Annotated in this window: 17 protein-coding genes and 2 pseudogenes; 8 read left to right on the forward strand and 11 right to left on the reverse strand. The window is 70.1% G+C overall.

Annotated elements, in window-relative coordinates:
* Nucleotides 1–1,422: pseudogene (locus ON39_RS03905) on the reverse strand (helicase-associated domain-containing protein); the annotation flags it as partial.
* Nucleotides 1,423–1,563: 141 nt separating this feature from the next.
* Here ON39_RS03905 and ON39_RS03910 point away from each other — a divergent pair.
* Nucleotides 1,564–1,752 (forward strand): hypothetical protein, encoded by a 189-nt coding sequence (locus ON39_RS03910; protein WP_040731009.1) that lies wholly within the window; start codon nucleotides 1,564–1,566, stop codon nucleotides 1,750–1,752.
* A gap of 74 nt (nucleotides 1,753–1,826) precedes the next feature.
* Here ON39_RS03910 and ON39_RS03915 read toward each other — a convergent pair whose 3' ends face one another.
* Both ON39_RS03915 and ON39_RS03920 read right to left on the reverse strand, forming a co-directional pair.
* Nucleotides 1,827–2,459 (reverse strand): resuscitation-promoting factor Rpf1 domain-containing protein, encoded by a 633-nt coding sequence (locus ON39_RS03915; protein WP_040731048.1) that lies wholly within the window; start codon nucleotides 2,457–2,459, stop codon nucleotides 1,827–1,829.
* Nucleotides 2,460–2,889: 430 nt separating this feature from the next.
* Nucleotides 2,890–3,156 (reverse strand): hypothetical protein, encoded by a 267-nt coding sequence (locus ON39_RS03920; protein WP_246002852.1) that lies wholly within the window; start codon nucleotides 3,154–3,156, stop codon nucleotides 2,890–2,892.
* A 202-nt stretch (nucleotides 3,157–3,358) separates the two neighbouring features.
* Between ON39_RS03920 and ON39_RS03925 the strand changes: the two genes are divergently transcribed.
* The gene (locus ON39_RS03925) at nucleotides 3,359–3,790 is read left to right on the forward strand and encodes a cold-shock protein (protein WP_174412496.1); all 432 of its coding nucleotides are present in this window, start codon (nucleotides 3,359–3,361) and stop codon (nucleotides 3,788–3,790) included.
* A gap of 66 nt (nucleotides 3,791–3,856) precedes the next feature.
* On the opposite strand, the gene ON39_RS03930 is transcribed toward ON39_RS03925, so the two are convergent.
* The 3 genes from ON39_RS03930 to ON39_RS03940 form a co-directional block, all read right to left on the reverse strand.
* Nucleotides 3,857–4,369, reverse strand: a complete 513-nt coding sequence (locus tag ON39_RS03930) for a DUF2771 domain-containing protein (RefSeq protein WP_040731018.1) — start codon at nucleotides 4,367–4,369, stop codon at nucleotides 3,857–3,859.
* 64 nt (nucleotides 4,370–4,433) lie between these two features.
* Nucleotides 4,434–6,233, reverse strand: coding sequence for an MFS transporter (locus ON39_RS03935; RefSeq protein ID WP_040731021.1), 1,800 nt, complete (start codon nucleotides 6,231–6,233; stop codon nucleotides 4,434–4,436).
* Between the two features lie 157 nt (nucleotides 6,234–6,390).
* A complete protein-coding gene (locus ON39_RS03940) occupies nucleotides 6,391–7,167 on the reverse strand; it encodes a glutaminyl-peptide cyclotransferase (protein WP_040731024.1) in 777 nt (258 codons plus the stop codon).
* 17 nt (nucleotides 7,168–7,184) lie between these two features.
* Here ON39_RS03940 and ON39_RS48095 point away from each other — a divergent pair.
* Together ON39_RS48095 and ON39_RS03950 are read left to right on the forward strand one after the other, a co-directional pair.
* Nucleotides 7,185–7,917 (forward strand): annotated as a pseudogene (locus ON39_RS48095) (DUF3027 domain-containing protein); the annotation flags it as partial.
* 1,045 nt (nucleotides 7,918–8,962) lie between these two features.
* Nucleotides 8,963–11,881 (forward strand): sacsin N-terminal ATP-binding-like domain-containing protein, encoded by a 2,919-nt coding sequence (locus ON39_RS03950; protein ID WP_051186272.1) that lies wholly within the window; start codon nucleotides 8,963–8,965, stop codon nucleotides 11,879–11,881.
* On the opposite strand, the gene ON39_RS03955 is transcribed toward ON39_RS03950, so the two are convergent.
* The gene (locus tag ON39_RS03955; RefSeq protein ID WP_246002851.1) at nucleotides 11,878–12,492 is read right to left on the reverse strand and encodes a TetR/AcrR family transcriptional regulator; all 615 of its coding nucleotides are present in this window, start codon (nucleotides 12,490–12,492) and stop codon (nucleotides 11,878–11,880) included. The two genes, ON39_RS03950 and ON39_RS03955, sit on opposite strands and share 4 nt — an antisense overlap.
* Nucleotides 12,493–12,618: 126 nt before the next feature.
* On the opposite strand from ON39_RS03955, the gene ON39_RS03960 reads away from it, so the two are divergent.
* Complete coding sequence (locus ON39_RS03960) at nucleotides 12,619–14,676, forward strand: neutral/alkaline ceramidase (protein WP_040731034.1); 2,058 nt, start codon at nucleotides 12,619–12,621, stop codon at nucleotides 14,674–14,676.
* A 2-nt stretch (nucleotides 14,677–14,678) separates the two neighbouring features.
* On the opposite strand, the gene ON39_RS03965 is transcribed toward ON39_RS03960, so the two are convergent.
* Nucleotides 14,679–14,918 (reverse strand): DUF2530 domain-containing protein, encoded by a 240-nt coding sequence (locus ON39_RS03965; protein WP_040731037.1) that lies wholly within the window; start codon nucleotides 14,916–14,918, stop codon nucleotides 14,679–14,681.
* A 62-nt stretch (nucleotides 14,919–14,980) separates the two neighbouring features.
* Between ON39_RS03965 and ON39_RS03970 the strand changes: the two genes are divergently transcribed.
* The gene (locus ON39_RS03970) at nucleotides 14,981–15,418 is read left to right on the forward strand and encodes an Rv0880 family HTH-type transcriptional regulator (protein WP_040731040.1); all 438 of its coding nucleotides are present in this window, start codon (nucleotides 14,981–14,983) and stop codon (nucleotides 15,416–15,418) included.
* 12 nt (nucleotides 15,419–15,430) lie between these two features.
* Here the strand turns inward: ON39_RS03970 and ON39_RS03975 are convergent, their stop codons facing one another.
* Both ON39_RS03975 and ON39_RS03980 read right to left on the reverse strand, forming a co-directional pair.
* Nucleotides 15,431–15,832, reverse strand: a complete 402-nt coding sequence (locus tag ON39_RS03975; RefSeq protein WP_040731050.1) for a YccF domain-containing protein — start codon at nucleotides 15,830–15,832, stop codon at nucleotides 15,431–15,433.
* A 56-nt stretch (nucleotides 15,833–15,888) separates the two neighbouring features.
* Nucleotides 15,889–17,094, reverse strand: coding sequence for a GNAT family N-acetyltransferase (locus tag ON39_RS03980; RefSeq protein WP_040731041.1), 1,206 nt, complete (start codon nucleotides 17,092–17,094; stop codon nucleotides 15,889–15,891).
* A gap of 101 nt (nucleotides 17,095–17,195) precedes the next feature.
* On the opposite strand from ON39_RS03980, the gene ON39_RS03985 reads away from it, so the two are divergent.
* Together ON39_RS03985 and ON39_RS03990 are read left to right on the forward strand one after the other, a co-directional pair.
* Nucleotides 17,196–17,996 (forward strand): TrmH family RNA methyltransferase, encoded by an 801-nt coding sequence (locus ON39_RS03985; RefSeq protein ID WP_040731042.1) that lies wholly within the window; start codon nucleotides 17,196–17,198, stop codon nucleotides 17,994–17,996.
* Nucleotides 17,993–18,277 carry a DUF2537 domain-containing protein gene (locus tag ON39_RS03990; RefSeq protein WP_040731045.1) on the forward strand — a complete coding sequence of 95 codons (285 nt, stop codon included), beginning with the start codon at nucleotides 17,993–17,995 and terminating at the stop codon, nucleotides 18,275–18,277. The genes ON39_RS03985 and ON39_RS03990 overlap by 4 nt, the downstream gene beginning before the upstream one ends.
* On the opposite strand, the gene ON39_RS03995 is transcribed toward ON39_RS03990, so the two are convergent.
* Nucleotides 18,274–19,017 (reverse strand): DUF6928 family protein, encoded by a 744-nt coding sequence (locus ON39_RS03995; RefSeq protein WP_040731051.1) that lies wholly within the window; start codon nucleotides 19,015–19,017, stop codon nucleotides 18,274–18,276. The genes ON39_RS03990 and ON39_RS03995 overlap by 4 nt on opposite strands.
* Between the last annotated feature and the right edge of the window lie 504 nt (nucleotides 19,018–19,521).

Here is a 19,521-nt window from a genome sequence, read left to right on the forward strand (position 1 = left end):
CGCGGCGGCCTCGCGCAGGGTCTGCTCCACCGCCTCCAGCCGAAAGTGCCTGCGCCAGCGCGGTTGTCGCCAGGCGAGCACGCGGCCGATGTCGGCGGAGGAGAGGGCGCTGCCGGACGGATACTCCGCGAGCAGGCCGAGCATGGCGTGCCGGTCGCGCGGCGCGTGCGGGGTGCGCAGCTCCAGCGAGAGGGCCGCGAGGGGTTTGTCGTTGGCGTCGCGCAGACCGATCATCCACGGCATCCGGTCCAGCTCGAGCCAGGCGACGGCCAGGGCTGCCCAGCGCCGGGCCGGTGGCGCCTCCAGCCAGGCGTCGACCGCGGGGGTCGGCGCCCAGAAGTCGTCGGTCGAGTCGAGCTCCGGCGGCGGGTCCGGCAAACCCTTCTCGATCAATCGCGCGGCGGCCAGCAGCTCGGCCAGCAAACCAGCCCGCTGCTCATCGACGCCGGTCTGCTTGGCGATGCGGCGCAGTTCCCGCACGCCGAGCCCGCCCGCGCGCAGGGCGGGCGCCGGTGCCTGACCGAGGGTCTCCAGGACCGCGGCACAGTGCCGGAGCAGCTCGCCGACTTCGCCTGCGGCGACGGCGTTCACGTCGGCGGCGGGGTGCTTCGTCGGCTTGGGTGTCGGCGGCGTCAGCGCGTGCGGGTGCGTCACGGGCTCGTTGCGCAGCACCTGACCGACGGTGACGGGCAGCTCCACCGTCTCGTCGTCGATCCGGTTCAGCAGTCTGCGGGCGAGTAGCTGCTGCACTGGGCGGTCGGCCGGAGTGCCGGGCGCGGCGTCCCTGGTGCGCCCGCGCGGGCCCGTGCTCGCCAGCTTGTCGAGCAGTGCCCGCGCGGCTGAGGTCAGTTCCGGCAGCGCCTCGCGCACCTCCGGCTCGGTGAGCGAGTCCGGGATCTCGGTGGTGCTGCCGATCGGCCACGGCAGCGCCTCGACCGCGGCCGTGATCAGATGCAGCTCGTCGTCGCTGGTCCACACCAGCGCGCGGGCGGTCAGCCGCTCGATCGACGCGTCGATCGCGGCGACCGGCACGCGTTCGCTCAGCTGCACGTGCAACTCGGTTCGGGTCAGCGGCGCGCCGTCGCTCGCGGTCCGCGTGACGCCGTGCACCGCAAGGGTTTCCAGGATCGCGAAATCGAGAGTGTCCAGGTCATCGGTGGCGCGCAGCACCGAAGCGCGCTGCTCGGCCCGCGCGGCCAGCACGGCCATCGACGAGGGCAGCGGCACAGCCAGATCGGGCCGGAGCTCGAGCAGCGCTACCAGTTGAGCATCGGTACGTGCCCCGAGCCACCCGGCCAGGGAGGTCGCGGGCTCGCCCGCCTCTGCGCGCCTCTTGCCGGGCGTGGGTGCCTCGCGGCTTCCGCTGCGGGCCGGCGGTTCGGTGTGCGACCCGGTTTCGGGCGTGCCCGACGAGTTACGCATGTGCTCCCGAGATCAGTCGTTACGTTGAGTATCCGATCCTTCAGCGTAATAGACGTGGTCTGGTCGCGGTCGGTTGGCGACGAGGCGGAACAAGCATGGCGGCGAAGTTGCTATGGCGGGAGCACATGCCACAATGAGCCTGTGGTGAACAAATCGAAGAAACCTTATGTCGACAACGGTTGGCCGAAGGTCGCCGAGGGCGACCACGCCGTCACCGAACTCTCGTCGACCCGTTCCGGTGGGCTCTCGCCGTACGGTGAGGACACCGAGTTTCCGGTCCCGGCCGATCAGCTGCCTTACATGCACCCGAACACGGTGATCAACCGCTGATCTCCGGACGGAAAGTCCGAAGATACGAACAAGGGCCCCGCATCCTCGGATGCGGGGCCCTTGTTCGTGGTTGATCAGGAGGGGAGCAGACCCTTGTTGGCCTCGTAGAAGTTCACGATGGCGGGGTCGAGCTTGGTGTTGCTCGCCTTGGCGGCGTTGAAGAAGTCGAACGCTTCCTTGGGCACCTGGACGCCCTGGCTCTGCACGACCTCGAGTGCGCGGTCGACGGCCGAGAAGACCTGCTGGGTGCTGTCCGGCGCGGCCTGGACGGCCTGCTGCGCGGGCTCGGGGTTCCAGCGCGGGGATTCGGTGGTGGCGGGCGCGGTGCGCGGAGTGGGCGCGCTGCTCAGGCCCAGGTTGGCGGAGCAGGACGGCCAGGCGCCCCAGCCCTGAGAGGCGAGGACCTTCTCGGCCACGGCGATCTGCTGCTCGCGGGTGGCCTGGTTGGCGCTGGCCGCGTACTCGCCGCCGCCGTGGGCGCGCCAGGTGCTCGGGGAGAACTGAAGTCCGCCCTGGAAACCGTTGCCGGTGTTGATGCCCCAGTTGCCGCCGGCCTCACACTGTGCGAGGCGATCCCAGTCGGAGTCGGGTGCCGCGCTGGCGTTGCCTGCGAGGGCCACACCCGCGGTGCCCATGATCGCGCCGGTGACGGCGACCTTGGCTACCGTGCGACCGGTCGAGCTTGGCTTGCGATGGCGTCCACTCATATCGGGTTCGTCTTCCTCTCGACGCACCTGCGAGGTCATCTTTCGGGCTGGACTGAGAGGTCGTCATGCCCGCCCTCGCCCCTACGTTTCCGTCGGGTTTCCGGGTCCCGCGGGGCGAGGTTCGGTGCGGCGGGCCGGTGGTTGCCGGTTGTCCCGGCTCGCTAAGAACGGTACGACGATCGCCGCGAAAAATCACCATTTGGTAACCGGCGTGTACGTGCGGGTCTCGGGCCGGTCTCGGCCCCGGCATCGAGCCTTCTGCGCAGCTAGACGCGGTGCGCTCCGACCACTGCCGGTCCGTCACCGGCCCGTGACCTTCCCGTTATGTGACGAGGATCACAACCGAGATTTGGTAACGACAGACCCGGGTAACCCGTTCGCAGCGCCTCGCCGACCTGTTCGTCGGTTGAACGCGGTCCCTACGCCGCAGTCAGCGCGCCCTGCGGCCGGAGAACAGCGCGAACGCCACCGCCAGCAGGAACCCCAGCGGCGTGAGCATAGCGGCGAAGTAGAGCCACAACCCGGGCTCCCCGTCGGAGAAAACCGGGATCAGAAAGATGGCGACGATCGCCAGCAATCCCAGCGCGAACAGGCAGAGCGCGAGCTTCAGCAACCAGTCACCGGCTCGGCGCCGCCCGCCCCCGGTCGACGAGGGATCGGCGTCGCGCCGCGGTGGTCGAGCGGAAGGATTCGTCACCGGACGACCGTAAAACTGATGTGCTTGCGTTATTCGCACCGGGGTAGACTCTTAGGCACGCGCGTCCCGCTTCACTGCAGGGCGCGTTCTTTTCGCAAACAGAACGAGGACCGGTTCGCGGCGTTGTGCCGCAGCGGGTTCCGTGGACGGATGTGCTCGGGCCGGTGGGGTTCGAGTTCTCGATGATGAACGGGTGAGCGCAGTGCCGACCGGCAGGGTGAAGTGGTACGACGTCGAAAAGGGCTTCGGCTTCCTTTCCCAGGACGAGGGTGAGGACGTCTATGTCCGTTCGTCCGCGCTGCCCGATGGCGTCGAGGGGCTCAAGCCTGGGCAGCGCGTCGAGTTCGGCATGGCCGCCGGCCGCCGCGGGCCGCAGGCGCTGAGCCTGAAGCTGCTCGAGGCGCCGCCCTCGGTGCGGCAGGGCCAAGAGCGTCAGGAGCGCGAGCGCGCCCGCAAGGAGCCCGCCGCCCGCAGGCACAGCCCCGACGAGCTGCACGGGATGGTCGAGGACATGATCACCCTGCTCGAGGCGACGGTGCAGCCGGACCTGCGCAAGGGCCGCTACCCGGATCGCAAGACCGCGCAACGCATTTCAGAGGTCGTCCGAGCGGTAGCCCGCGAACTCGACCACTGAGTGACCGGCGCGCCGAGGATCGAACCGAGCGCGTGGGCTCCCGACGAGCCCATGCGCTTTCGGCGTTCAGGCCGCGGTGCTGATCGACCACGCGGCGTGCGGTAGGTAGAACTCCTTGCCGGTGTCCTTGTCCTTCGCGAGGATCGGCAGCTGCAACTCCACGCCGACCAGGCGCAGGTCCGGCTCCGGGTGCGAGTCGATGGTGACGGCCAGCGCGCCGGCCGGGAAGTCGGCGTGGCTGATCACCCGGTCGACCCGGTCGCCGTTGGGCAGCGCGTAGACGACCTGCGCGAGCCACGGCGCGTCGGCGATCTGCTTCGGCAAGGACAGCTGCAGCGGGTAGTCCTTGGGCACCTGGAGCTCGACGGTCTGCCCGTAGCGGCAGTCCTCCATCTGCACCGAGCAGTAGACGTACGGCGTGATGTTCACCGTCTTGCCGTGCGCGTAGGCGGTGATCACCGGGTCGTGCTCGTCGGCGTTGCGCACCAGCGCCACCAGGACGCCGACGAAGGCCACGGTGAACACGAGCAGGGCGGCGACCACGAGCGCGCCGATCGCGCGCGGGCCGAGCTTGCTCACGACGCCGCCTTGTCAACGCTCGGCCGCGCCGTGCGCCTGCCTGGTGTGTCGTCGGTTGGCTCGCTCACTGGCTCGGGTCTCCTATTCCTGGTGGGATACGGGTCGTGTCGCCGCCGCGCGTCTCCGGACGGCGGTGCGTGTTCGAAGTGTGTGGCATCGGACGGGTCGCGGGGACTTCCTGTTCCGCGTGTTGCGGACGATTTCCGCCGAGGCCGGGCAGCAGCGAGTGGCCGCGGAAGCTGACGAAGGTCTGCACCAGCCCGAGCACCAGGACGGCGGTGACGACCGCGAAGCCCTTCCAATAGTCGGTCGGCAGCAGCACGCCCCCGGCGCCGCCGACGACCCAGCTCAACTGCAGCACGGTCTCCGAACGGCCGAAGCCGGAGGCGATCGACTCCGGCGGCAGGTCGTCCTGGATCGCGGCGTCGAGCGACACCTTCGCCAGCGCGCTCGTGGCCGCCGCGACCAGGGCGGCCAGCGCCGCGCCGAACAGATTGTTGGCGAACGTGGCGAACAGCGCGACCAGCGCGCAGGCGGCGGTGCAGCCGAGCACGATGAGCGTCGGCTTGCCGAGCTTGAGCCGCGCGCCCGTCGCGTTGCCGGCGAAATTGCCCAGCGCCGCCGCGGCGCCGACCACGCCGAGCATCGCGGCCTGCTGAGCCGGGCGGTGCTCGGTGGCCTTGGCCACGAAGGCGACGTAGAAGGTGAGGAAGCCGGTCAGCACCCGGATGGCGCTGTTGCCCCACAGCGAGGTCACCACCGAGCGGCCCAGCGGCTGCCTGCGTTTGCGCGGCGGCGTCGCCGCCTCCTTCTCCGGCGCGAGCACCTCGGTGCGCGCGTGGTAGCTCAGCGTGGCGGGCACCTCGCCCTCGGTGACCTCGACCCAGGACGGGATGCGCAGGCTCAGATAGGTTCCGGCGCAGGCGATCAGCGCCGCGAAGATCAACGCGCCGGTGGAGCCGGCGATGGCGGCGGCGAGCGCGGCGATCGCGCCCGCGCCCATGGTGCCGCCGACCAGGCCGAACACCGTGAGCCGAGAGTTCGTGCGCACCAGGTCGATATCGGGCGGCAGCACGCGCGGCGTCACCGCGCTCTTGAGCACCGAGAACGATTTACTGCCGATCAGCATGCACAGCGCGAGCGGATACAGCGCCCAGTTGTCGAACTCGAGGATCAGCACCACCGCGACCACGGCGCGCGCGGCGAACGAGGTGGCCAACGCCACCCGGCGGCCGTGTTGCAGCCGGTCGAGCATGGGGCCGATCAGCGGGGCGATCACCGCGAACGGGGCGATCGTGATCAGCAGGTACAGCGCGACCTTCGTCTTGCTCTCGGCGGTGGCGCTGGCGAAGAACAGGGTGTTGGCCAGTGAGACGGCGACCGCGGCGTCGAGGGCGAAGTTCGCCATCGTCGCGTAGGTGAGCGCGGTGAGGCCGGATTTGTCGGCCCCGTCCGCCTTGGCCGCGCGCTGGAAGGTGGCGATGCCCTTCTCGGTCAATTGGCGGCCGCGCATGGCGGCGACCCTGGTGACGGTGAGTTTGCGCGGAACACGTTGGGCGCCGGGCGGAGTCGAGGGTTCGCTGGGCGCGGTGCTCTCCGATTGCTCGGGCAGCGGCGCGGTGGGCGGCGGAGCCGGGCGCGGCTGCCGTGGCGGTTCCGGGCGATGTGGGAAGACGCGGCGCGGAGATTCGGGCTGCTGGTCCGGCAGGTCACGGCCGGAGCCGAGCGGCGGTAGCGGCCTGCGGCCGGTCGGCGAGTTCGGCGGCGGATATCGATCGAAACCCGGGTGCCGCTCGATCGGCGGGTACTCCTCGCCGCCCCACCGATCACGGTCGGGACCGGAGGGTTCGCGGGGAGTAGTCACGTCTTCAATTCTGTCGTACTTCGGAACTGGGCGTTCACGCGCAGCCGAAGGTGTCGGCGGATGGTGACGTTCGTCGCGTCCTGGACGGCGGTACATCTCCTCTGACTTCCCCACACAGCGGCTCGCACGCGATGCGCTGTGTGGGAACTCACGACGATCAGGCGGGCACGAAGCGGACCTCGTAGGTGGTCGGCCAGTTCTTGCCGGCCAGCAGGAAGCGGTCGGTGCCGGGGATCTGCGCTATTCCGTTGAGGGTGTCCTCGCCCATCCCGACGGCGGTCCTGGGCAGCAGGCCGCTCGCGTCGATGACCGCGAGGACGCGGCCGCTGTCGGGGTCGATGCGCAGGATGCGGTCGCTCGGCCAGTCGTTGGCGTACACCGAACCGTCCTCGGCACAGTCCAGTTCGTTGAGTCGCGCGGTGTTGTTGCTGGTCAGTCGGGTCGAGCCGGTCGGCGCGAAGGTGACCGGGTCGCGGAAGGTGAGCGTGTCGGTGCCGTCGCTCATCACCAGGCGACCGGCGCGGGTGCACAGGCCCCAGCCCTCGCCCTCGTAGGTCGCCCGGCCGATCTCGGCGAGGGTGCGCGGGTCCCTGGCGAAGGCCGTGTGGTCCTTCCAGGTCAGTTGCCACAGCGTGTCCCCGGCGCGGGTGAGGCCCTCGCCGAAGTAGGGCGCGGGCAGCGCGACCCGCGCGAGCTCCTCCCCGGTGTGGCGGTTCGTGGCCCGCACGCTCGACGCGCCCGGTAGGCCGGTGCCTTCGTAGAGCACATCGCCGTCGATCTCCAGGCCCTGGGTGAACGCGCGCGGATCGTGCGACTGGGTGGCCACGACCTCGACATTCATCGCGGGCGACGCATCTTCCGCGGCGCCACACCCGCCCCAGACGACCAGACCGACCAGCACACCGATGGCCAACGTCCGCCGATTGCGTTTCATACGGCAAAATGTAGGCCGTGAGCGCAGTTTCTGTTTCTGAGTCCGGTGTCAGGCCGATTCTGGCCGACGCCGTCGATCTGGCCCGCCGTGCGCTCCTGGAGCTGGAACCGACCGGTGTCGGGGCGCATCTCGGCGTGGTCAGCGAGGACGAGAGTGCGGCGACGCACCGCTTCGAGGCCACGCTGCCCGGCTATCGCGGCTGGCAGTGGGCGGTCGTCGTGGCCGCGCCGCCGGAGGCCGAGTACGCGACGGTGAGCGAGTCGGCGCTGCTGCCGGGGCCGGACGCCTTGGTCGCGCCCGACTTCGTGCCGTGGGAGCAGCGGATCAGGCCGGGCGATCTGGCGCCGGGCGATCTGCTCGCGCCGCCGCCGGACGACCCCCGCCTGGTGCCCGGTTATGTCGCCAACGGCGACGAGGCCGTCGACGAGGTCGCGCTCGAGATCGGCCTCGGCCGCACCCAGGTGATGAGCCTCGAGGGGCGCGAGGAGGCCGCCGAGCGCTGGTACAACGAGTACGGCCCCGACGCCGAGATGGCCAAGGCGGCACCGTCCACCTGCGGCCTGTGCGGCTTCTACCTCCCGCTCGCCGGCTCGTTGCGCGCCGCCTTCGGTGTCTGCGGCAACGCCATGGGCGCCGACGGACACGTCGTGCACACGGCCTACGGCTGCGGCGCCCACTCCGACACCGTCGCGCCGACCGGTGGTGGTTCACCGCTGTACGAGGCGTTCGATGACGCGGCGGTCGAGCTGATCCCGACGGAGGCGCTCCTCGCGCCGGCTCAGGGCACGGGTGCGGCGCGGTCCGACTCGGCCGATGTCGACGCGGCGGCGACCGGGGAGACTGCGGCGGCCGATGGCGAGACATCGAAGACGACTGCCGCCGATGCCCAAGTGCCGGAAGCCGAGTCGGCAACTGTTGTCTCCGAGGGCGAGTCGGCCGAGGCCGCCGGCGTGGCGAGCGCTGATGCCGCGCCGACCACGGACGCGGTGGGTAGCGATACCGTGCCGAGTGCGAACGTGGCAGGTGTCGATGACGCATCGAGCGCTGATGTGGCAGGTGTCGATGACGCATCGAGCGCTGATGTGGCAGACAGTGATGCCGTCGCGCCGAAGGCCGCTATCGCGGGTGCCGATGTCGCGCCGAGTGTGGAAGTGGCGGCTGGCGATGTTGTGCACAGCCCGAATGTGGCTGGTGGCGAAGCCGGTCCGAAAGGGGATGTGGCGGACAGTGATGCCGCATCGAGCGCCGCCGTCGTCGGCGATGTCGCGCCGACCGCGGACGCGGCAGGTACCGATGTCGCACCGAGTGCTGGCGCGGCTGGTAGTGGTGTCGGGTCGGACGCTGATGTGACCGGTGATGTCGCACCGCGCGGCACTGTGGCAGGTAGCGATGCTGCGCCGGGTGGGGATGCGGCGGTCGGTGCCGGCGAGTCCGTCGACAGCGATGGGGCGGGGTCCGCACCCACTGTCGAGGTTGCGGTGGAGCCGAGTGTGGAGGAGATCGTTCTCGCCGAGAGTGGTGACTCCGTGGTCGAGGCTGATTCAGGGGCAGTCGGCGGGGACGAAAGCGGCTCTGCTCCTGCGGGTCCCGAGTCCGGAGTGGCGAGCGACGCGCAGGCCGGTGACGACAGTGGCGCAGCGGACGCCGGTGCGGTGAACCGGGGCGATGACGTCGTCGCCGACGCCGCACAGGCTGCTGTGCGGGACGAGGACGGCGACGGTCGGGCGGTCGAGTCATCGCCGCAGAGCTGACCGAGACGGCCGATCCGTTCGGCACCTCGGCGTTGCGTGCGGGAGTGCTTGCCGCTTGGCGTGATTCGCCGACCCGGCTGCGTGAGGACGCGGCGACCGAGGCGGATCTGGTGCGCGCCGGTTATCGCGATCGGTTGCTCACCGAGTTGGCGCAGAACGCCGCGGACGCCGCAGCCAAGGCAGGCGTCGCCGGGCGGCTGGCGGTTCGGCTGGACGGCAGGGGCCTGCGTATCGCGAATACCGGTGCGCCGCTGGATCTTTCCGGCGTACACGCGTTGACCGCGCTGCGGGCGTCCGGGAAGTCGGCGGGCACGACAGTCGGCCGGTTCGGGGTCGGCTTCACGGCGGTGCTGTCGGTGAGCGATGAGATCGATTTGCGCTCGGTCACCGGTTCGCTCCGGTTCTCCCGCGACCTGACCTGGGACGCCCTGCGGCAGAACGACATCCGAATCCCCGACACTCCGGCCGACGATGCGCCGGCAGGTTTCGCACCACCGGTGCTGCGCATGGCCTGGCCCGTCGACGCCGCGCCCGCGGACGGTTTCGACACCGAAGTCGTGCTGCGGCTGCGCCCGGACGTGGACGCCGCCGCGCTGCTCGACGCCATGCGCGCGGAAGCCGTCGACCTACTGCTCGAACTGCCCGCGCTGCGGCACATCGGTATCGAGAGCGTCGAATTCGCCTCCACTGTTACCGATCTCGGCAACGACCTGCAAGAGATCCGCGTCGACGGCCCAGCGGACACGGCGATGTGGTGGCAGTACCGCGCCCCGCGCGCCCGCTGGCTGCTCCCGCTGCGCGACGGCAGGCCCACGGTCGCCGCGCCGGACGTGCTGCGCGCGCCGACGCGCTCGGACGAGGAACTGTCCCTGCCGGCCCTGTTGATCGCCGACATCGCCATGCAGCCGGATCGCCGCCGCCTCCTCCCCGGCGCCCGCCTCGCCGAATTGGCCACCGGCTACGCGGATTTCGCCCGCGCCCTGCCGCCGCGCGACCGACTGGGGCTCGTCCCCACTCCCGGATTCGCGCGCAGCGAGGCCGACGGAGTGCTTCGCGAAGCACTTGTCCGAGAACTCCAGACACACCCCTGGCTGCCGGTCGTCGTACCCGCCGGCGTGGCCGATCGGACAGTAGCGGACGCGGCAGCAGCACTTTTCGACCCGGAGCCGCAGGCACCGAGCGCCGAGGAAACGTCGTCGGATACGGAGCCCTCCGCACCTCACCCCGCACAGGCGAGGGCCGAAATCCTCGGCGACACAGCGTTGTTCGACGCAACACCGACGGATTCGAGCGACGTCGCCGTCCCGACGCGGGCAAGCGCTCTGACCGGCCTGACCGACGAACTGGCCCACCTGCTCGACGATGTGGTCGGCCCCTTGGTCATTCCGGAGTTGTCCGGCCGCGGCCGGTCCGAGGCGCTCGGCGTACTCGACGTGCACCGGCTCGGCCTGGCCCGGCTCGCCGAACTGACCTCCGGACTGGAGCGACCACCGCAGTGGTGGTACGCGCTGTACGACGCCCTGGAACCGTTCGTGGTCGATCCGCTGGCCGCCGAAGAACTCGGCGCACTGGCGGTTCCGCTCGCGGACGGGCGCCTGGTCACCGGCCCGCGCACCGTGGTGCTCGACGACCAGCTCCAGGTCGCGATTCCGGTGCACTGGGCCAGGCTCGTGCACCCGGAGGCCGCGCATCCCCTGCTGGCCCGTCTCGGGGCGCGCTCGGCGACGGCCGAAGACCTGTTGACCGACCCCGCTTTACGCGCCGAACTCGAGGACCACCCGGACGACCCGGACACCGCCGACGCCGTGCTCCGCCTGGCCGAGTACGCCGACCCGGCCGCGCTTCCGTCCTGGCTCGGCCTGATCGAGCTGCCCGACGCCGACGGCGGATCGCGCCCGGCCGACGAGCTGCTGCTGCCCGACGCACCGCTGCGCGAACTGCTGGTCGAGGACGCACCCTTCCGCCCGATCGACCCGGCCGTCGTGGAAGCCTATAGCGCGCAAGCGTTGCGGGCGATCGGCGTCGGCTGGGATTTCAGCGTGGTGGTCGAGGCCGATCCGACCGGGCCGGACCACGACCTGGACGACGAGGACGCCTGGTGGTCGACGCTGCCGGAGGATCCGCCGGAGCTGGTCGCGATCCGCGATCTCGACCTGGTGGACGAGGCCGCCTGGCCGGAGGCGCTGTGGCAGTTGGCCTCCGCGCCGCGCACCCGCCGCCTGCTCACCGATCGCGACGGCTACACCGCGTGGTGGCTGCGCACCCACGCGCGCATCGACGGCACGCCACTCGGCCTGCTCCGCCACCCCACGGACACCGAATTCGACGGCCTGCTATCGACATTCGCGGTCCCCGGCCTCGCGGACGACGCGGCCGCGATGCGCGCGATACTCGCCGACCCCGCGGTGATCACCCCCGAACTGGCCGCCGTCCTGCTCGACGCGCTCGCCGATCCGTCGAAAACGCCCACCCCCGAGGTTGTTTCGCGAACGCACGCGACGCTGGCCGCCGCCGTCGCCGCGGACCACCTCGACCTCGCCGACCTCGATCTGCCCGACCGGGTGCGCGCCCTGTCGGGCGCCGTCGTCGATCCGGCGCAGGCGCTCGTCCTCGACCAGCCCTGGTTCGGTCTGGCCCTGCCGCCGGATCGCCTGGTGGCAGGCGACATCGACACCGCGCCCGAGCTGGCGCGGTTGCTCGACCTGCCGCTGGTCTCGGAGTCCGTCACCGCCCAGGTGCTCTCTGCGGGCCGCCGCACCACTTGGGCCACCGAACCGCTGGGAGTCGTACTGCGGCAACTGTTCTCGCTGCCGCCGCAGACGGGCGAGCTGGTGCTGCACGACGACCTGACCGTGCGCGTGCACGGCGCGATCGAGATCACCGCCTCGGTCCCGTGGTGGCGCGACGGCGACACCGTGCATGTCCGGGCGGTTCGGCCCGAAGCCGGCGGGGAGAGCGGTTAAGCCGCGTACTCCGCGAGCATGTGGCTGAGCAGATCCAGCTGCGCGCGCACGCTCTCGCTGTCGTTGTCGACCAGCCAGCGCAGCACGACCCCGTCGATCACGTTGAGGGTGAATCGGCTAAGGGACGACAGGGGGATGGACCACTGGTTCCCGGTCGCGTCGCGCGCGTGTTCCAGGATGTCGGCGACGGTGGAGTCGTTGAAGTTGTACTGCTCGCGGGCGATCGCGAGTTTCGCCGGAGTTTGTTCACCTTCACGCAGTGCGTAAGTCGTGGTTTCGTAAGTGAGCAGTTGACGTTCCGGAGTGGCTTCAATGTTGAGCCACATCAGTTCCAGTCCCGCACGGATCAATTTTTGAAGTGCTTCTTTTCCACTTCCGACGTCTTGCCATACCGTTTCATTGGCGTCGACGGAATCGCGCAATTCCATCGACAACGCCTTGACCAGCTCGGTCATCAGCGCGTCCTTGTTTTCGAAACAGTAATGCACCACACCAAGCGAGACACCCGCCGCCTGGGCGACATCGCGCGTGGTCACGCCCGCGACGCCCTTTTTTTCGGCGAGACCGATAGCGGCCTCGATAAGGTGGGCCCGTCTTTCTTCGACGCTCAATCGGGAGGACACCCAAGGGAGTTAAGCGTCCATGGCGCGTGCAGTCAATTCGTCGGTGGAAAAATCTCGACTGGACGAGTGACCAGTTCTGTGGTTCGCTGCCTTCAGATCGAAGGAGAGACGCGTATGCCGCTGTCGCGCAGAACCGTTCTTGCCCGCACCGTCGCCGGTTCGGCGACGCTGGCCGCCGCGGCGACGGTACCCGCCGTGTCCGGGGTGCTGGGTGCGTCGGCGACGGCCGCTCCGGGTTCGGACGGCTACGAGATCGGTGTCGGCATCTCCGACATCGCCGGCCCCGCCGCGGAATGCGGAATGATGGGCTATTCGCAGCTCGAGCAGCAGACCGCGGGCATCCATCTGCGCCCGAGGGCGCGGGCGTTCATCATCGGCGACGGCGGGCGGCGCGTGGTGTTCGTCGTGGCCGAGAACGGCATGATCTTCCAGTCCGTGCACCGCGGCGTGCTGGCCGAGCTGGCCCGCCGGTTCGGCGATCGGTACACCGAGCAGAACGTGGTACTCACCTCGACGCACTCGCACGCGACCTGCGGCGGTTCCAGCAACGACTACGCCTACAACCTGTCCATCCTCGGCTTTCAGCAGCAGGTGTACGACGCGGAGGTCGACGGCATCGTCGAGGCCATCGCGGCCGCCGACGCGGACCTGGGCCCCGGTTCGCTCGCGCTCGGCCACGGCGAGCTGCACGACGCGAGCGTCAATCGGTCCAGGGTGGCCTGGGAGCTCAATCCCGTTGCCGACAAACAACACTTCCCCGGGGCCATCGATCCGGCGGTGACGGTCCTGTCCCTGGCCAAGGGCGGCAGGCAGGTCGGCGCGATCACCTGGTTCGCCACCCACTGCACCTCGATGACCAACGCCAACCGGCTGATCAGCGCGGACAACAAGGGTTTCGCGTCGTTCTCCTACGAGCACATCGAGCACGGCGTCCGCTACCTCGACGGCGCACCGGATTTCGTGGCCGCCTTCGCGCAGACCAACGCGGGCGACATGTCCCCGAATCTGAACCTGCGGCCCGGCTCCGGACCTACCGAGGACGAGTTCGAGAACACGAGGATCATCGGCGACCGCCAGTACCGGGCCTCGAAAGCGGCGCTGGCGCAGGCGCGCTCGACGAACGGGCCGGTCGGCTCGATGCTCTGCTACATCGACCTCGCCGATATCGCCGTCGACGGCCGCTTCACCCCGGACGGCCAGCCGAGGCATACCGCGCCGGCGGCGGCGGGCGTCTCGCTCGTCGCGGGCAGTGTCGAGGACGGACCGGGTCTTCCGGGCGGACCCATCCCGGAAGGCGTGCGCAACCCGTTCCTGGACGCACTGGGCGGCCCGAACGCGTCGACGCCGGCCTGGCTCGCGGATGCCCAGGCGCCCAAGGCCATCGCCGCGCCGCTCGGGCTCATGCCGCCGGTGGCCTGGGTGCCGAATGTGGTGCCGATTCAGCTCGTTCGGCTCGGCGAGCTCTACTTGGCCGCCGCCGGTGGGGAATTCACCATCACCGCCGGGCTGCGCGTGCGCCGGGTGGTCGCGGAGACGCTCGGCGTGCCGCTGGAGCGGGTGCTCATGCAGGGCTACGCCAACGCATACCACGAATACGTCACCACCCCGGAGGAATACGACGCGCAACAGTACGAGGGCGCCTCGACTCTGTTCGGCCGCTACACCCTCGGCGCCTACCAGCAGGAATTCGCCCGGCTGGCAACGGCATTCGCGGCGAGCCGGGCCGTGCCGCGCGGGCCGGCCCCGCGCGACGTGTCCAACCTCCAGCCGAACTTCCAGCCGGGCGCGGGCCCGGACGCCGCCGCGCCGGGCCGCGGCTTCGGCGACGTGCTGACCCAGCCCGCCCCGTCCTACGCCCTCGGCGGCCGAGTCACCGCCGAATTCGTCTCCGCCCACCCGAAACACGACACCCGCCGCAACGGCACGTTCCTGGAGGTACAGCGCCAGAACGCGGCGGGGGAGTGGGTGCGGGTGGCCAACGAAGGCGAGTGGGCGGTGAAGTTCTTCTGGAGCAAGCGCGGTACCGCCGAATCTGTCGCGCGGTTCACCTGGGACATCCCCGCCGACGCCACGCCGGGCCGCTACCGGCTCCAGCATTACGCCGCGAGCCTGAGCGCGGACGGCGCGCTGCACCCGTTCACCGGAACTACCAACGACTTCCAGGTCGGCTGAGGCTACAGGCCCGTCTGCGCGCCCTTGTCGCCGCGGCGCGCCCCGCGCCGCTGAATCAAGAAGATCCCGAGGGCGAGCAGGCCGACCACCAGCCCCATCAGGCAGACCGGCAGCACCGATGCCCAGCGGTCGCCGCTGAGCGACACGACCACGGTGGCCAGCAACCACAGCGCGCTACCGACCGCGAGCACCGGGCGCGGATCGGTCAGCCGCGGCGGAATCTGCGGCACTTTCTGAGTCACGGCACCAGCGTAGCGGCGAGAACGCGCGTCCGACGCGCAGTGGTCCCGTATCGTTCACCTCTGTGACAACGCCATCCGATGTCCGAGCCCTCGCCGGTGAGCTTTCACTGGCGGTGGTTCGACTGACGCGTCATCTGCGCGGCCGTCGCGCCGACTCCCAGATTTCGCTGACCCAGCTCTCCGCCCTCGCGACCCTGGCTCGCGACGGCGCGATGACACCAGGGGCGCTGGCCGCCAGGGAACGCGTGCAGCCGCCGTCGATGACGCGGGTGATCGCCTCGCTCACCGATCTGGGGATGGTGGAACGCAAACCGCACCCCACCGACGGACGCCAGATCATCGTCTCGCTGTCCGAGGCGGGCAGCGCGCTCATCGCCGACGAGACGCACGCCCGCGAGGCCTGGATGACCGAGCAGCTCTCCGGGCTCACCGAGGATCAAATCGTGGTGCTCACCCGCGCCGTCGGCATCATGAAGCAGATCGTCGCCGAGTCCGAGTAGGCGGGCGCGCGCCTAGCGCGCCCCGAACGGCTGGTCGCTGTCCACGATGTCGCGCCCGAGCGGGAACAGCGACAGCGGGATGAGCTTCAAATTGGCCCAGCCGAACGGGATTCCGATGATCGAGACGAACAGCGGAATGCTGGTGAGCAGGTGGCCGAGGGCGAGCCACCAGCCCGCGACGATCACCCAGATGATGTTGCCGATCAGCGATCCCGCGCCAGCGCCCTGCTTCTCCACCGTGGTCCGGCCGAACGGCCACAGCGCGTACGCCGCGATCCGGAACGACGCGATGCCCCACGGGATCGTGATGATCAGCACGCAGCAGATGATCCCGGCCAGGATGTAGCCCAGCGCCATCCAGAACCCGACGAAAACCAGCCAGAGGACGTTGAGTACGAGCTGAATCGGCTTCATGCCCACCAGCATGCCAGCAGGTCGCCGATCCGGACATTTCTCCAGCGTCTCCACGCTCAGAAGAACCACCCGAGCACCGCGTCGCGTTCGCTGCCGAACGCGTCCTCGACGGCGCGCACCGTGCCGGAGTCCTTGGCCTGCAGGCGGTTCGCGTTCGCGAACACGCGCGCCGGATAGGCCCCGAGGTACATGCCGGCGAGGACGTCGATGCCGAGTTCGAGGTCGGCAGGCCGGGTGGTCGGCGCGCACTCGGCGACGCCGTCGCGGACGGTGAGCGCGAAGACGCCGCCCGCGTCGCGGAACGGATCGGTGACCGCCAGGACGACATCCAGGTCGCGCCGGTAGGAGCGGGCGGTGAGCGCGGCGGGAATGTCCATGAGCCGCAACCACAGTGCGTCGTAGCGCGCGGTGGTCCGGACCAGCCGGATATCGGTGAGCAGGTAGGGCAGCGGGTCGTTGTCGCTGAGCACCGCGTCGACGTGGGTCACCAGTTCGAGTCCGAGCAGGGCCCGCCACAGCGCGGCGTGCGCGTCGGCGGTCACCGTTCGCATCTCGACCACCTCGGCGGTCTTCTCATCCTGGGTGTACTGGTAGCGGTACAGCGCATAGCCGTCCGGGTGCAGGAACGTGAAGAGATCGGTGCCGCCGCTACGGAACTCCGCCGGATCGGCGAACAGCGCCTCCCAGCGGGCCTGCGGCCGAACCTGTGCACCGGGCACCAGCCTGCGCCATCGGTCGTAGATCTCCGCTACCCGATCGGTCACCTCGGTGGGCGTGGCGAGCTCGACCCCGCCGGGATTTGGTGTGGTCGGTCGGAACTCGGCGAACCGGCGATCGATGCGCACCGAGTTCTCCCGGATCGTCGGCCCGTAGCCGAAGCGCCCGTAGATGGTGCCCTGGCTCACGGTGAAGATGGTCAGCGGCAATCCCTCCGCCTCGGTGCGCCGATGCTGCTCGGTGTACATCGCCCGCAGAATGCCGCGCCGCCGATGGGTCGGCGCGACACAGACGCCGCCGATTCCACACGCCTGGACCGTGCGTTCACCCGGCACGGTCAGCGTCATCGTGGCCGCCTTCGTCGCCCCGACGACACGCCCGCCGTCCACCGCCACCACCGCGTCCTCGACGGCGAACACCCTCCGCGCCGGGGCCTGCATCGCCGCGGGCAGCCGCATGCCGAACGCGGTGTCGGCGAGCAGGGTGATGGCGGCGTCGTCGTCCGCGGTGGCCGACCGAATGGTGATTCCGTGTGGCAGCGTCATCGCTCGACAATCGCACGCCGCCGCGCGGGGTCGCACTCGAATTATCGACTGGGGCGGCCGCGTGTCAGCGCGACGCGACCTGGCCAGGCAGGATATAGGCCGTGGCCGAAGTGATCGATATCGACGACCCCGCCGATCCGCGGGTCGATGACTTCCGCGACCTCTCCTCCGCCGATCGCCGACCCGATCTGCCGGGGCGCCGGGGTCTGGTGATAGCGGAGGGCGTGGTGGTCGTGCAGCGAATGCTGGACTCCCGGTTCGCGCCGACCGCCCTGCTCGGCGTGGAGAAGCGGCGGCAGGAGTTGGCGGACGACCTGGCCGATACCGACGTGCCGTACTACCGCGCCTCGGCCGAGGTGATGGCCGAGGTGGTCGGGTTCCACCTCAACCGCGGCGTGCTCGCGGTGGCGCGCAGGCCCGCGCCGCTCGCGCTGGACGAGGTGCTGGAGAAGGCGCGGACGGTGGCCGTGCTGGAGGGCGTCAACGATCACGAGAACCTCGGCTCGATGTTCCGGAACGCGGCCGGGCTCGGCGCCGACGCGATCCTGTTCGGCGATCGGTGCGCCGACCCGCTGTACCGGCGCGCGGTGCGGGTGTCCATGGGTCATGTGCTGCGCGTGCCGTTCGCCTCCGTTCCCGAGTGGCCGCATGGCCTGGACACATTGCGGCGCAGAGGGTTTCAGATCATCGCGCTCACGCCGAACCCGGCGGCGGTGAATCTGGCCGCGGCGATGACCGGCGAACGGGTGGCGCTGTTGCTCGGGGCCGAGGGGCCGGGGCTGAGCGAGGACGCGATGCGGGCGACCGATGTGCGGGCGCGCATTCCGATGTCGCCGGGCACCGACTCGCTCAATGTGGCCACCGCGGCCGCGATGGCGTTCTACGAGCGGGTACGCACATGAGTTATTCACCGCAGCACGACGCGACCCCGTGGGGTGCTGGCCTCACCGTCGCGGTCATGGTCGCGCTGCTGGCCGCGACCGCGGTGTTCGCCTTCGGCCGCGCGCTGGCCGAGGTGCATCCGTTGCTCGCGGTGGCGGTGAACCTGATCGCGGCGGGCGGCGCCGCGCCGACGGCGTGGCGGTGGCGGTGGACGCCGGTGACCAGGTGGGTGATCGGGGGCGGCGCGGCGGGCGTGCTGCTCGGCTGGATCGCCTTGCTGATCAACGGGATCGCGGTTTAGGAGACGCGATCGTGGCCGCGCAGCCAACCGAACAGGCCGCGCCTGGGTCGCTCGGCCTCCGGGTCGTGCCTCGGCACGATCCGGGTGGACGGGGCGGGCGCCTGGCCCTTCGGGTACAGCGTGAACCCGCACACCGCGATGTCACCGGGGACGAGCGCGCCCTCGGCGGCCGGTGCGCGGTAATGGAAGCCGAGCCACTCGTTGTTGGCGGCGTCGGCGAAGTCGGGCGGGTCGAACGGCAGCGTCTGCGGATCGGGCAGCTCGCCCGCGTGCCAGCGCACCGGGTGCTCACCCGCCCAGAACGGACGCTCCCACACCAGCGGCAGGCCCTCGTCCTCCAAGATGTTCACCCGGCTGGAACTGAACGCCCGGCGGAATTCGCCGCGCTCCCAATGCGCGAACGCGCCCCAGCCGTGCGCGGCGTCGAACGAAACCAGATAGGTGTGCTCGGAGGCGAGCGGGCGAACCAGCAACTCTGGCAGCTCGGTCGGCCGGACGCGCGCGGCCTGGGCCGAGCACACCACCGTCACGCCGGGGTAGCAGCCGATGTAGACCTCGTCGAGGTCGGGGCCCGCGCAGCCGGCGAGCGTGCCGACCATGATCGGCCGCACGTCCCGGTCGCTGTGCAGCTGTTTCGCCAGCGCCAGTGCGGCGGCGGGATCGGGATCGTGGTTGGCCCGCAGGACCGTCAACGGATCGGGTGCGTCGACGTACCAGAGCGACGAGGCCTTCGATAGCATTTCCGGCACCTCCCGATGGTTGCACGAATCAGCTCCGCGAACTTCGAGCAACGCACTGGGGTGTCGCACAATTCACCGTTTTCGCCGAATCGCCGAACGCCGTCGCGCGCAGTCGACCACCACCTAGAAATTTACCTCTTTCCGGCACTGCGCGTGTTCAGGCGCGTCACGGATCGTGTCGGCGGCCGGGTTTCGATCGGTTCCCGATCAGTTATTCGAGGGCCCTGATCCGTCGGCATGTCTGGAAACACCTCAGGGGCATGCGGAGTGGCGATGAAGTGAACGCGCCGGGGCTAGCCTGCAAGCCGTTGCCGACCTGCACACCAATTGCCAAGGGCACCAACTTATTTCGCACGCACATGGATAACTCACCGGGTACGGGCGAACTTGCCCGCCGACCTCACCGGCAGTCGCCGACGCTCAGTTCCACGTACCTGAATCTCGCCTGAATGCTCGGAGAGGCGGGTGAGCGGGGGAGCTCAGTGGCCGGAGCTGCGCACGCCG

Source organism: Nocardia tenerifensis NBRC 101015, from assembly GCF_000308715.1.
In the GTDB taxonomy this organism is placed as follows: domain Bacteria; phylum Actinomycetota; class Actinomycetes; order Mycobacteriales; family Mycobacteriaceae; genus Nocardia; species Nocardia tenerifensis.

Coding starts and splice junctions, on each gene's coding strand:
- ON39_RS03915 (WP_040731048.1), bottom strand. CDS start 2,459: ATGAGTGGACGCCATCGCAAGCCAAGCTCGACCGGTCGCACGGTAGCC.
- ON39_RS03940 (WP_040731024.1), bottom strand. CDS start 7,167: ATGAAACGCAATCGGCGGACGTTGGCCATCGGTGTGCTGGTCGGTCTG.
- ON39_RS03960 (WP_040731034.1), top strand. CDS start 12,619: ATGCCGCTGTCGCGCAGAACCGTTCTTGCCCGCACCGTCGCCGGTTCG.
- ON39_RS03975 (WP_040731050.1), bottom strand. CDS start 15,832: ATGAAGCCGATTCAGCTCGTACTCAACGTCCTCTGGCTGGTTTTCGTC.
- ON39_RS03980 (WP_040731041.1), bottom strand. CDS start 17,094: ATGACGCTGCCACACGGAATCACCATTCGGTCGGCCACCGCGGACGAC.
- ON39_RS03990 (WP_040731045.1), top strand. CDS start 17,993: ATGAGTTATTCACCGCAGCACGACGCGACCCCGTGGGGTGCTGGCCTC.
- ON39_RS03995 (WP_040731051.1), bottom strand. CDS start 19,017: ATGCTATCGAAGGCCTCGTCGCTCTGGTACGTCGACGCACCCGATCCG.